Annotated in this window: 12 protein-coding genes and 1 other annotated feature (1 of these 13 only partly in view); of the genes, 10 read left to right on the forward strand and 2 right to left on the reverse strand. The window is 35.0% G+C overall.

Features of this window, described 5'->3' with window-relative positions; all coding sequences use genetic code 11:
* Positions 1–85: a binding site (T-box leader), on the forward strand (it extends 113 nt beyond the left edge of the window).
* Positions 86–133: 48 nt separating this feature from the next.
* The gene (gene tyrS, locus MKY37_RS17935; RefSeq protein ID WP_340779073.1) at positions 134–1396 is read left to right on the forward strand and encodes a tyrosine--tRNA ligase; all 1263 of its coding nucleotides are present in this window, start codon (positions 134–136) and stop codon (positions 1394–1396) included.
* Positions 1397–1445: 49 nt separating this feature from the next.
* Here the strand turns inward: tyrS and MKY37_RS17940 are convergent, their stop codons facing one another.
* On the reverse strand, positions 1446–1610 hold the full coding sequence (locus MKY37_RS17940) for a hypothetical protein (protein WP_340779074.1): 165 nt from the start codon (positions 1608–1610) through the stop codon (positions 1446–1448).
* Positions 1611–1807: 197 nt separating this feature from the next.
* On the opposite strand from MKY37_RS17940, the gene MKY37_RS17945 reads away from it, so the two are divergent.
* The 3 genes from MKY37_RS17945 (at position 1808) to MKY37_RS17955 (ending at position 5170) form a co-directional block, all read left to right on the forward strand.
* Entirely contained in the window at positions 1808–2062 is a 255-nt protein-coding gene (locus MKY37_RS17945) for a hypothetical protein (protein WP_340779077.1), read from the forward strand.
* A gap of 349 nt (positions 2063–2411) precedes the next feature.
* Positions 2412–2771 carry an ArsR/SmtB family transcription factor gene (locus MKY37_RS17950; protein WP_340779078.1) on the forward strand — a complete coding sequence of 120 codons (360 nt, stop codon included), beginning with the start codon at positions 2412–2414 and terminating at the stop codon, positions 2769–2771.
* Positions 2768–5170 (forward strand): heavy metal translocating P-type ATPase, encoded by a 2403-nt coding sequence (locus MKY37_RS17955; protein WP_340779079.1) that lies wholly within the window; start codon positions 2768–2770, stop codon positions 5168–5170. The genes MKY37_RS17950 and MKY37_RS17955 overlap by 4 nt, the downstream gene beginning before the upstream one ends.
* 269 nt (positions 5171–5439) lie before the next feature.
* On the opposite strand, the gene rpsD is transcribed toward MKY37_RS17955, so the two are convergent.
* Positions 5440–6042, reverse strand: coding sequence for a 30S ribosomal protein S4 (rpsD, locus tag MKY37_RS17960; protein ID WP_340779080.1), 603 nt, complete (start codon positions 6040–6042; stop codon positions 5440–5442).
* A gap of 362 nt (positions 6043–6404) precedes the next feature.
* Here rpsD and MKY37_RS17965 point away from each other — a divergent pair, with 362 nt between their 5' ends.
* From MKY37_RS17965 to MKY37_RS17990, 6 genes are all read left to right on the forward strand, one after another.
* Positions 6405–8267 carry a sensor domain-containing diguanylate cyclase gene (locus MKY37_RS17965; RefSeq protein ID WP_340779083.1) on the forward strand — a complete coding sequence of 621 codons (1863 nt, stop codon included), beginning with the start codon at positions 6405–6407 and terminating at the stop codon, positions 8265–8267.
* Positions 8268–8337: 70 nt separating this feature from the next.
* Entirely contained in the window at positions 8338–9525 is a 1188-nt protein-coding gene (gene megL, locus MKY37_RS17970) for a methionine gamma-lyase (protein WP_340779086.1), read from the forward strand.
* A gap of 326 nt (positions 9526–9851) precedes the next feature.
* Positions 9852–10721 carry an alpha/beta fold hydrolase gene (locus tag MKY37_RS17975; RefSeq protein ID WP_340779088.1) on the forward strand — a complete coding sequence of 290 codons (870 nt, stop codon included), beginning with the start codon at positions 9852–9854 and terminating at the stop codon, positions 10719–10721.
* A gap of 373 nt (positions 10722–11094) precedes the next feature.
* Entirely contained in the window at positions 11095–11541 is a 447-nt protein-coding gene (locus MKY37_RS17980; RefSeq protein ID WP_340779090.1) for a GNAT family N-acetyltransferase, read from the forward strand.
* Between the two features lie 96 nt (positions 11542–11637).
* Complete coding sequence (locus MKY37_RS17985) at positions 11638–11991, forward strand: SMI1/KNR4 family protein (RefSeq protein WP_340779091.1); 354 nt, start codon at positions 11638–11640, stop codon at positions 11989–11991.
* 6 nt (positions 11992–11997) lie between these two features.
* A complete protein-coding gene (locus tag MKY37_RS17990) occupies positions 11998–12210 on the forward strand; it encodes a hypothetical protein (RefSeq protein WP_340779092.1) in 213 nt (70 codons plus the stop codon).
* Positions 12211–12298: the final 88 nt, after the last annotated feature.

Genomic DNA, 12298 nt, shown 5'->3' on the forward strand with positions numbered 1-12298 from the left:
CTCACAACGATACAGTGATTGAAGCGGAGGGAGTAAATCCTTCAAGCTGGGTGGTACCGCGCTAATTGATTAAAGCGTCCCTGCATGATTTATATCATGTAGGGACTTTTTTTATTTTAAGGAGGTAGGATAAATGACGAATTTATTAGATGATTTAGCATGGAGAGGTCTTTTATACCAACAAACAGATGCTGAAGGTATGGAACAGCTTCTAAGTAATGAAAAAGTCTCATTGTACTGTGGAGTGGATCCGACAGCAGATAGTATGCATATTGGACATATTGTCCCATTGTTAACGCTAAGACGTTTCCAAATGCACGGACATAGACCGATACTTCTAGTTGGTGGTGCAACAGGAATGATTGGGGATCCATCCGGTCGTTCAGAAGAGCGCCAATTACAAACTACTGAACAGATTGATTTGAATGTCCAGGGGATAAAAAAACAAATGGAGCAAATTTTTGATTTTGATACCGAAAACGGTGCACAAATGGTTAATAACCGAGAGTGGATTGGCTCCATGAATGTTATTGAATTCCTACGAGATTTTGGAAAACTGATTAATATCAACTATATGCTCGGAAAAGATTCTATTGCTTCTCGGTTAGATACAGGGCTTTCTTTCACAGAGTTTGCATATACGCTAATTCAGGGAATTGACTTTAATCATTTATATGATCATTTTGGATGTCGCGTACAAGTTGGGGGATCTGATCAGTGGGGGAATATTACTACTGGTTTAGAGGTGATTCGCAAAACACATGATGATAATACAAAGGCGTACGGTATTACGATTCCGTTAGTAACAAAAGCAGATGGAACGAAATTTGGTAAGTCTGCATCAGGTTCGGTTTGGTTAGATGCCAAGAAGACATCGCCATACGAATTTTATCAGTTTTGGATTAATACAGCAGACTCAGATGTTATTAAATACTTGAAAATCTTTACTTTCTTAGAGCGAGCAGAAATTGAAGCTTTAGAAGTAACAGTTGAAAATGAACCTCATTTAAGAAAAGCGCAAATTACTTTAGCGGAAGAAATGACTCGCCTCATCCATGGGCAGGATGCTTTAGACCAAGCAATACGAATTTCTAGGGCATTGTTTAGCGGTGATTTGAAGGCTTTAACTGCTGAAGAAATGAAAGATGCTTTTAAAGATGTACCTTCTGTTGAGATGACTAAAGAAGAAAAAACGATTGTAGACTTTATAGTGGAGTGCGCAGTGTCACCATCTAAACGCCAGGCACGTGAAGATGTAACCAATGGTGCTATTTCTATTAATGGAGAAAAAATCACGGATGTTGCATATGTAGTAAGTGGAGCAGATCGATTAGACGATGAATTTATGATTATTCGTCGTGGTAAGAAAAACTATAAAATGATTAAATTTGTATAAGATAAAAGCTACTTCCCAATACTACAAGGGGAAGTAGCTTTTTACGTTTTTAAAAACCTCCACGCTCATCTATGTGATGATTGTTCTGACCATCCTTTACTTGAAGCTGTTTCTTCTGCTGTTCATCTAGCTTTTGATACTCCAGATAATTTTCACCTGTAACATTATTTTTATTCTTCTTATTAGGCGAATTAAATGATTTACCCATTTTCATATTAAACCCTCCAATTTCTTAAAAGTTCCTCGTTAGTATTGACCAGTTTTGTTTAAATAGTCACAAATTTAACAAGAAAACGAAAAAAGAAAACATTATTAGTTAAAAAAGAGCATGAAATAGGTTAAAATGAAACTTGAGACAAAAGTTTGGATTTAAATATAGTTTTTTATTATTGGATTGAGGGGACGTTCGCAGTGAGTGCAAAGAGATATGTATTACATCATTTTGATGATTTTTTTGTTGTTCTATTTGAAAAGGATAATAAAGCAAATAAATTAGTCATCTTAAAAGATAAATTTACGGTAAATGCAAAAGAGGGAGATTTATTAGAGGTGGAAGTCAACCAAGATAAATCTGGCTATAATTTTAAAATGCTAGAAGAAGAAGCAGATAATACGAAACAAAGATTATTGGATTTAATAGAGAATATGAAAAAAGGTAACGACTGAAAATAAATTAAAGCCAATTGTGGAAGCGTAAACATTTGGAGTAATAGAATAAGTTTGCCAAAACACCTTTAAGTTGTAAAAGAGGGATAATTTATCCAAAACAACTTTGAGGTGTTTTTGCTGTGTAAACATTTTATAGTTTTAGCTTTATTTGTATTGGTTTCTATTTTTACTTTTATAATTCCCCTGGTGTTTCGTAATAAAAATAATCAATCAAAAATCTATCAATTTCTAAGGAACGGGAGATTTTTTTACCTTATACTCAAATGATTCTTTGACCGTTTGAATGAAGATGAATATAATAAATATAACAATCAAATAAACATTTGAATAAAAGGGGAGAACTAATTTGAATAAAGACGTATGTGAAGTAACTTGTATAGATGAAGGAAAGGTGAAAAGTGTCCAAAATCAACTCTCAGGTCAAAATCATATGGAAGTGGCCAAAATATTTAAGGCATTGTCAGATGATACTAGAATAAAAATTGCATATGCATTGTCCCTAGAAGAATTATGTGTATGTGATGTGGCAAACATTGTTGGATCTACTACTGCAACAGCTTCGCATCATTTAAGATTATTAAAAAATCTTGGTGTAGCAAAATACCGTAAAGAAGGCAAGCTAGTGTTTTATTCATTGGATGATGAACATGTAAAGGAACTAATAAAATTAGCGTATGAACATCAGAAGGAGGTTGTTGGAGTTTGAGTGAAGCTACAAAATCTTCGGAAGAAAAAAATGTTTATCGTGTTGAGGGTTTTTCATGTGCAAACTGTGCTGGAAAGTTTGAAAGAAACGTAAAGGAACTTCCTGGAGTTCAGGATGCAAAAGTAAACTTTGGGGCTTCTAAAATCTCCGTTTACGGGGAAGTAACTGTTGAGGAACTTGAAAAAGCTGGAGCTTTTGAGAATCTTAAAGTAGCCTCAGAAAAACCAAAACGACAACTAAAACCTATTCCAACTGGTGGAGATACTGTTTATCGAGTAGAAGGCTTTTCATGTGCAAACTGTGCAGGGAAATTTGAACGTAATGTAAAAGAAATATCTGGTGTTCAAGACGCAAAAGTAAATTTTGGGGCATCTAAAATCTCTGTCACTGGAGAGGTTTCAATTGAAGAATTGGAAAAGGCAGGAGCATTTGAAAACCTTAAAGTATCTTTAAATACACCTAGTTACGCATCTACACCATATGAAAAGGGTAAAGAACCTACAGAAAAGAAAATTCCATTCTACAAAAAACATAGCACTTTGTTGTACGCTACATTATTCATCGTATTTGGCTATCTATCGCAATACGTAAATGGCGAAGATAACCTCATCACTTCCTTATTATTTGTTGCTTCCGTTGTAATTGGAGGTTTCTCTTTGTTCAAAGTAGGTTTTCAAAATTTAACTCGCTTTGACTTTGATATGAAGACTTTGATGACTATTGCGGTGATTGGGGCAGCGATAATAGGTGAGTGGGCTGAAGCGTCCGTCGTAGTAATTCTCTTTGCGATTAGTGAAGCACTTGAACGTTTCTCGATGGAAAAAGCGAGACAATCTATCCGATCGTTGATGGATATTGCTCCAAAAGAAGCACTAGTAAAAAGAAATGGCCAAGAAATAATGATTCATGTGGAAGATATAGCGATTGGTGACATTATGATTGTCAAACCCGGACAAAAGATTGCCATGGATGGTACGGTTGTTTCTGGTTATTCAGCCGTAAATCAAGCTCCTATTACAGGTGAGTCAGTTCCAGTTGCTAAGACGATTGAAGATGAAGTATTTGCAGGTACATTAAATGAAGAGGGTATACTTGAGGTAGAGATCACCAAACTTGTAGAAGATACAACAATATCTAAAATTATTCACCTTGTAGAGGAAGCACAAGGTGAACGCGCCCCTGCCCAAGCCTTTATTGATAAGTTTGCAAAATATTATACTCCAATTATTATAGTGATTGCAGCCCTGGTTGCTGTAGTACCTCCATTATTCTTTGATGGTGGGTGGGAAACTTGGGTTTACCAAGGGTTATCTGTTCTCGTTGTTGGCTGTCCTTGTGCACTAGTAATATCGACTCCTATTTCTATTGTATCTGCCATAGGAAATGCAGCCAAAAAAGGTGTGCTTATTAAAGGCGGTATTTATCTAGAAGAAATGGGTGGTTTAAAAGCCATTGCATTTGATAAAACAGGTACTTTAACTAAAGGAGTCCCAGTAGTAACTGATTTTATCGTATTAAATAGTCAAACAGATGAAAAAGAATTGCTATCGATCGTTACGGCATTAGAATATCATTCACAACATCCTCTTGCATCAGCAATCATGAAAAAAGCGGCAGAGGAGAAAGTTTCTTATTCTAATGTCACGGTAGAGAGTTTCTCATCTATTACAGGTAAAGGTATCAGGGGAAGTGTCAATGGTAGTACCTATTACATTGGGAGTCCAAAACTATTTAGGGAATTAACAACCTCAAATTTTGAAGAAAGCTTAGTGAACAATGTAACAACACTTCAAAACCAAGGTAAAACAGCAATGGTAATTGGAACAGAAAGAGAGATTCTAGGCATCATTGCGGTAGCAGATGAAGTACGTGAATCAAGTAAGGAAATCATGCAAAAGCTACATCAACTTGGAATCAAAAAGACGATTATGCTTACAGGTGATAATTTAGGTACGGCTAATGCGATCGGTAACCACGTCGGAGTTTCAGAAATCCAAGCAGAGTTGATGCCGCAGGATAAGTTGGATTTTATCAAGCAATTGAGATCCGAGTATGGCAAAGTAGCGATGGTCGGAGATGGCGTTAATGATGCCCCTGCACTTGCTGCATCCACTGTTGGAATTGCTATGGGTGGTGCTGGAACTGATACAGCATTAGAAACTGCTGACGTAGCACTTATGGGGGATGATTTAAAAAAACTTCCATTTACTATAAAACTTAGTCGTAAAGCTCTAAATATTATTAAAGCTAACATTATTTTCGCCATTGGTATTAAACTAATTGCTTTACTCTTGGTAATACCAGGTTGGTTAACCCTTTGGATTGCCATAGCATCAGATATGGGTGCAACCCTTGTGGTAGCCTTAAATAGTTTACGTTTGATGCGAGTAAAAGAATAGAGAGAAGGGCTTTCCATATGGGAAAGCCCTTTTAGCTGACAATACCTTTCTTAGCTACAACTGCTTTTACTTTAATAACTGTTACCATAACAAGAGGAAAACCACTTACATATCCCTGTACATACGGGCCACTAATAATTTATGTTAGCTTTAATAACTTGCTTTTTAATGCTTAATCCTGCATTGTTGTGAAAATAAAAAAACCTCCAAAACCCTGTGTTATCAAGGTTTCGAAGGCTTTTAATATTACTCTTTGCAGAGCAATAATATTAACGAGAGTAGAACTCAACGATTAGTGCTTCATTGATTTCAGCAGATAGTTCTCCGCGTTCTGGATTACGAACGAAAGTACCTACTTTGTTGTCTGCGTCAAAAGTTAAGTATTCTGGTACGAAGTTATTAACTTCGATAGATTCGTTTACAACGTCAAGGTTTTGAGATTTTTCACGAAGAGAAATTTCTTGACCTGCTTTAAGACGGAATGAAGGAATATCAACGCGTTTACCATCAACCATTACGTGACCGTGGTTTACTAATTGACGTGCTCCACGACGTGTACGAGCAAGACCTAAACGGTATACAATATTATCAAGGCGAGTTTCAAGAAGGATCATGAAGTTTTCACCATGTTTACCTTGCATTTTACCAGCTCTATCAAATAATGTACGGAATTGACGTTCGTTTACACCATAAGTGTGACGAAGTTTTTGTTTTTCTTGTAATTGAAGACCGTACTCAGTTAATTTTTTGCGTTGGTTAGGACCGTGTTGTCCTGGTGCGTAAGGGCGTTTTTCTAATTCTTTACCAGTACCGCTTAGTGAAATACCAAGACGACGTGATAATTTCCATGATGGACCTGTATAACGAGACATGTATGTCTCCTCCTCTATGTTGGTTTTATTTTGTTGTAAAATAAGACCAGATGTATTCAGACTAGCAGACATTTTGTTTTCATGTACCATCGCCCTAGCAGCCGAGGGTTACGGGATACACCATCTATAGTATAGAGGAACAAAATGAGCAATCTAGGCCATACAACTGCTGCATTTATTTTACACAAAGTCCATTCTAACTCTATATATAGTAAAAGTCAAACCATATTATAATCCAAAAATAATTACAAGAATATGATAGACATAGAATGGATAAATAGGATAAAATATAGTTATATTGAATTATGTATAACTGTGATAAAAGTATCACGGTTGCTCTTGGAAAGCTGAGAGGTGAAGTAATGGAAAGCGAAGATAAGATTATCCATCTAAAAAGCGATATTCTAGATATTTGGAATGAAAGCGTATTTACACATGAATCGAGTATTAAATGGTTTGAAGATTTGCAAAATATTTTATTTGAGTTTTTTGATATACAACAAGCAAAATACTTTATATATGATGCAGAAACTTTTTTACAGCTTTCATGGAATCATTCATTTACGAAAAAGCTCAATGCTATTAAATGGTCAGAGATCGAAACGTTTTTCTATGACAAAGACTTTATCGATGTGCATACACTTCAAATAAAATATTCTTCCGATAATGACGTAGCTTTACTATTAAGAGATGTGGATCTACAACCATTAGGATTAATCATAATGGAATCCACTGAAAAATGGAAAGAATTTTCACAAACACCACAACTAGAAGAATTCATGCTAACTATTACTAAATTAGTTAAAACCATTAAAAAGTCAGTATATTTAACACAACAGGAAAACCAGTATCGAAATTTGTTTAATGTAACGAAAATGTTTAATTCTACATTAGATATCGGTCAAATATTAGAAGGGACATTAAACTCCATTCAAATAGCTTTTCCTAATTTCAAGCCTATACTTATCTTATCAAATGATCAGGATCGTAAAACATCTGCTCCATATAAATTATTCGATTATACAACAGAGAGAAATACTACGGTTGAGGCCTATGTCTCTGGTGAAATAACGACAGAGTTGGCTCAGGACTTAGGAGTCAGATTGCTGAATATTCCGATTGTTGGAAAGCAAGGGATTTACGGTATTTTACAAATTTCTGCCCCGCTGGATTACTTATTTTCGATCAGGCAAAAAGAATATGCAATTTTACTCGCTGAAGCGGCAGGTAATGCATTGGAAAATGCTAAATTATATATTCAATCCCATCGATTAGTCTCCGATTTACAATTAATCAACGAAACGTCGCATAAGTTGAATATGAATTTGTCATTGGATGAGATGGTTATCTTTTTACGGGATCAGTTAATGAAGTTTTTCCAACCAGAGCACGTTGGTTTTGTTTTTATAGAAAATGATGAATATAAAATTTCGCCTGCAAGTACGGAGTTATTTCATACGATGGATGGACAACTATATATTCAATATATTACTAATCACTTTAAAACGGAGAAGGATTCTGTATTTATAGCAGATTTCAATCGTTTAACAGATTTAAAATACGAATACCGTTCTTTAGTGGCGATACCTTTAAAAGAACAAAGCAATATTACCGGATTTAGTATTATCATGCATAAGGAACCTTATTATTTCTCTTTTGACAATTACAAATTAATGCAGTCCTTAATACAGCATTCGTCTCTAGCCATTAGCAATTCAACTTTAAGAAACAAACTACAAAAAATGGTTGATCGAGATCATTTAACGAATCTTTTTGCGAGAAATTATTTGGATAGGTTTGTTGAAAAGGCGATGGAAACTGATGACAAAGGTGTCTTTGTACTTATTGATATTGATAATTTTAAACGTATCAATGATACACATGGTCATCAAAAAGGGGACGAAATTTTAATACAAATAGCAAGAGTTATACAAGGAATGATTGAAAATAGAGGAATTAGTGCTAGATGGGGTGGGGAAGAGCTGGCTCTATACTTGTCTAAGTTGTCATTAGAACAAGGCGTAGAATTGGCTAAACAGTTATTAATGGCCATTCCTCAAAAGACCAATCCTTCCGTTACAGTATCCATCGGTGTGTCGAGCTGGCAGAAAAGTGATAATTTAAGTTTTAATAAGCTATTCCACAATGCAGATACTGTATTGTATAAAGCGAAAAACAATGGTAAAAATCAACTTTGCGTTTATAAGGCATCTCACTCTTTATGAGGGGGTGTCTATTCTTTTTTTAAAATTCCGTGTACACTATATGTAAGCGTTTACAAATGGGGGTATTTAAATGGTTAATTCGAATTTTTCTAAAGAAACATTGTATATCCATAAAGGGTATAAAACAGCTGAGCACCATGATAGCCTTTCTGTTCCACTTTATCAGACGTCGACATTCGCATTCGACACAGCAGAGCAGGGAGAAAGAAGATTTGCTGGAGAAGAATCTGGTGGAGTATACTCTCGATTAGGAAACCCTACCGTCCAGGTATTAGAGGAACGTATTGCTGCAATGGAGCTAGGAGAAGGCGCACTAGCATTTGGCTCTGGTATGGCTGCGGTGAGTGCTATTTTAGTCCACCTTACTAAATCAGGTGATCATATTCTATGTACGAGAGGGATTTATGGTTGTACGTTTGGACTGTTAAAAATATTAAAGGAAAAGTACAATATTTCGCATGACTTAAAAGCTTTAATGACAGAAAAAGATATAGAAGATGCGATTAAACCAAATACTACTTGTATATATATAGAAACACCGATAAATCCAACGATGGAAATTGTAGATATCGAACTAATCACAAAAGTTGCAAAGAAGCACGGCATTCCAGTTGTTGTAGATAATACTTTCTCCTCACCTTACTTACAAAATCCGATTGAGCTAGGAGCAGACTTCGTTCTTCACAGTGCCACAAAATATATTAATGGACATGGTGATGTCATAGCGGGAATACTAGTAGGAAAAGAAAAAGTGGAAATGGAGACAATTCGCGGCACTGTTCAAAAAGACTTTGGTGGTATCATTTCACCTTTTGATGCATGGCTATTAATAAGAGGTTTAAAAACGTTGCATATACGAATGGACAGACATTCGGAAAACGCTAGTAAAGTATTCAACTTGTTAAAGGAACATCCAGCTGTTGAGAGTATTTATTATCCATTTGATGTAAATAATCCAGGGTATCATGTGGCGAAGAAGCAGATGAAAGCCGGTGGCGGTCTCATTTCCTTCACTATAAAAGGGGGAGTGAAACAAGCACAAAAGCTTATGAATGAACTAAAGCTGATAAAAATTGCTGTTAGTTTAGGAGATGCTGAAACATTGATCCAACATCCTTACACGATGACTCATTCAGTTGTACCGGAAAAAGAAAGATTAGAGATGGGTATAACTGGTGGCTTATTAAGACTTTCCGTTGGGCTAGAGAACTCTAGTGATATCGTAGAAGATTTAAAGCAAGCCTTATCTAAAATGTAAAGGAGGCTGGGACAGAAGTAGTAATTTTATTGGATAAGGAGAAACCTTTACTAAATAATGGATATTTAATAAAATTGATTGGAATGGAGGGGCGACTCCCACGCCCGTGGAAAGCGTCCCTGGAATGGAAATCAATTTTGTGCACAGCAAAAAAACAGCATTTTTCTCACAGAGAAAAATGCTGTTTTGGGGTTCTGTCCTAGCCTCTTTATTTTACGCCTTTATGAGTATTCTATTGGAAAAAATATGAAGGCAGAAGTTGTAGTTTGCTTAATACAATCTATGTAGGATTGCCGATTTAAATAATGTTTATGGGGGATTAATTTTTGAGTAAATTAGAACTAGAATATAAAGAGTTTGGGGATGGAGAATCTACTATCATTATAGAGATTGGAATAGGAAGCTCCTTTTATAATTGGTATCCATTGGTTGAAAAGATAAAACAAGATTTTAGAGTAATTTTGTATCATAGGGCTGGTTACGGTAGAAGTCAGACCCCTAGAAAATCTCGGACAACTCAGCATATTGCTGAAGAACTCAACGACTTTGTAAGGGAGATAGGGATTTCAGATAAATTTATATTAATGGGTCACTCTTTTGGAGGGTTATGTGCACAGCAGTACGTAAAAATGTATCCAAGTAAAGTTAAAGGACTAATACTCGTCGATTCTACTTCTTTTAACTTTAACAAATTATACGATCTTGATATACCAGTTATGAACTCTCTAATCTCAGTAGGGAAAATGGTTGAAAGTAATAGGGTAATATCTAAAAAATCAAATACCGAACTTAAAGAAATATTTAAAAATACGATTGATGAATATAAAAAAATATTACCAGATATTGACGGGTTAGTTTTTGAGGAATTTATAACGAATCCCCGACTATTTAATACAATTGCAGATGAGTTTGAAAATTGGGGCTCTAGCAGTGAGTGCATAAAAGCGATGGGGAAGTTTCCGAATATTCCTCTAAAAGTAATTGCAAGAGATAAAGAACTAGCGGTGAAACCATTTATAAAACACGGTATTCCAGAACAAGAAGCAATTTTATATGAAGAGTGTTGGCGTCAATTACAACTTGAATTATCTCATTTGTCCGAAGGAGGGATTTTGATAATAGCAGACTCGAGTGACCATGACATTCATACTGATAGACCTGATATCATAATTGAGTGCTTAAAAGAATTTAAGTAACTAAATATATTATATCTAACGTATTTTCAATGCAATACTATGAGCTGCCTAACACTTACGATCATTTCGTTTGTTTGAAGTGGGGTGTCTTGGGTAGTCGTCCCTTTTATGAGTTGACCAAGCTAACCATCTTGTTCCAAAAGCTGATACATATTACATTAGGCATTTGCTAATAGGCGAATGCCTTCTTTTTTTGATATTGAGTGCAGAGTTAAAATCTCCCATAATGCATATAAAATTCAGGAACTTTTTCAATATTCTAACGTATATCTTGTAGTAGTTATTTTTGCATTAGAGGATGAGTGAATCTGTTTGGCAAACTGTTCATTAGAACTCCATTTATTAAGTAAGTGGAATGAAAGGGGAAATATAATTGGAGATTGACTACCTTATTTTTGATTCGTTACCTGATGCTTTTTTATTAGATAGTATTGTAGAATTACATACAGAAATTTTTGGTGCAGCTGATAATTTAATTGACAAAATGGAAAAAAAATCTCAGTTATTAGTTATTACTGCTATGAGTGGTGAAAAAGTTATTGGATATAAGATTGGATATGCGTTAGACGATACTAAATTTTATAGTTGGTTAGGCGGAGTAGATACTGATTTTAGGGAATTTGGTATTGGCTCTACCATAATGGAAAAGCAACATCAATATTTAAGAGAAAAAGGTTATAGTGTTGTTCAAACAAAAACAATGAATAAATGGCGTAGCATGCTAATTTTGAATATAAAAAATGGCTTTGATGTCATGAACACATATAAGGATGAAAAAGGATTACATAAAATTATACTTGAAAAAAATTTAAAAAATTAGCTTAAGCATTAAATAGGTAGCTGACTGTCTGAATTTATTACTTTCTCGTTGTAGCAATGTAACTTCTTTTATAAGCTAATTGGAAAGGGTGCTAGTTTGAGAATAGATGAATTTATCGAACAATTTAATGGGAAGTATCCTGATGTTGATCGATTCGATGTTGCTACAGATGAAATGATTACGATATATGAAGAAACACTTGGATATCGTTTGCCTGTTTCATTTGTAAAGTTTCTAAAGGAATTCTCCAATGGTATTTTTTTATTGGATTGTGAACCCATTGGAGGTGTTAGTAAAGAATCTCCATCTGGTGATATTTGCAAAGTCGATCGAATTATCCCAGACATTCCTAATGAAATTTTAATAGTAGAAACTAAAGAGTGGATAGATTCTAATCGGCTTATATCCTTCACAACGTTTGATGCTGGAGATCACTCGAACAATCATTGAGTATTTATGTATGAAGATAATGTTCCTAATGATGAATATAGGGTTGGGTATGTTAGCCAAATTGAACCACGTATTGTTAAGGTTTTAGATAACTTTGAGGAATGGTTAACATTATTTTGGAAACAAGATGATGAGGATGAGAGGACATATCCTGTGTTCTATGTACTTTTCCCATCGTATGATGAACGATTAGAAATACTCTATGACTGGTTTGACTAAACAGACCCTAGATGTCGACAAGAAAGGGATTTGATATAGGAATATAGACAGGGTGGTTTTGGTACAAGAATAAAGAAAATATAATTAT

Origin of the sequence: Psychrobacillus sp. FSL K6-2836, from assembly GCF_038003085.1 — a bacterium.
GTDB lineage: Bacteria > Bacillota > Bacilli > Bacillales_A > Planococcaceae > Psychrobacillus.

Coding starts and splice junctions, on each gene's coding strand:
- tyrS (WP_340779073.1), top strand. CDS start 134: ATGACGAATTTATTAGATGATTTAGCATGGAGAGGTCTTTTATACCAA.
- MKY37_RS17940 (WP_340779074.1), bottom strand. CDS start 1,610: ATGAAAATGGGTAAATCATTTAATTCGCCTAATAAGAAGAATAAAAAT.
- rpsD (WP_340779080.1), bottom strand. CDS start 6,042: ATGTCTCGTTATACAGGTCCATCATGGAAATTATCACGTCGTCTTGGT.
- MKY37_RS17965 (WP_340779083.1), top strand. CDS start 6,405: ATGGAAAGCGAAGATAAGATTATCCATCTAAAAAGCGATATTCTAGAT.
- megL (WP_340779086.1), top strand. CDS start 8,338: ATGGTTAATTCGAATTTTTCTAAAGAAACATTGTATATCCATAAAGGG.
- MKY37_RS17990 (WP_340779092.1), top strand. CDS start 11,998: ATGTATGAAGATAATGTTCCTAATGATGAATATAGGGTTGGGTATGTT.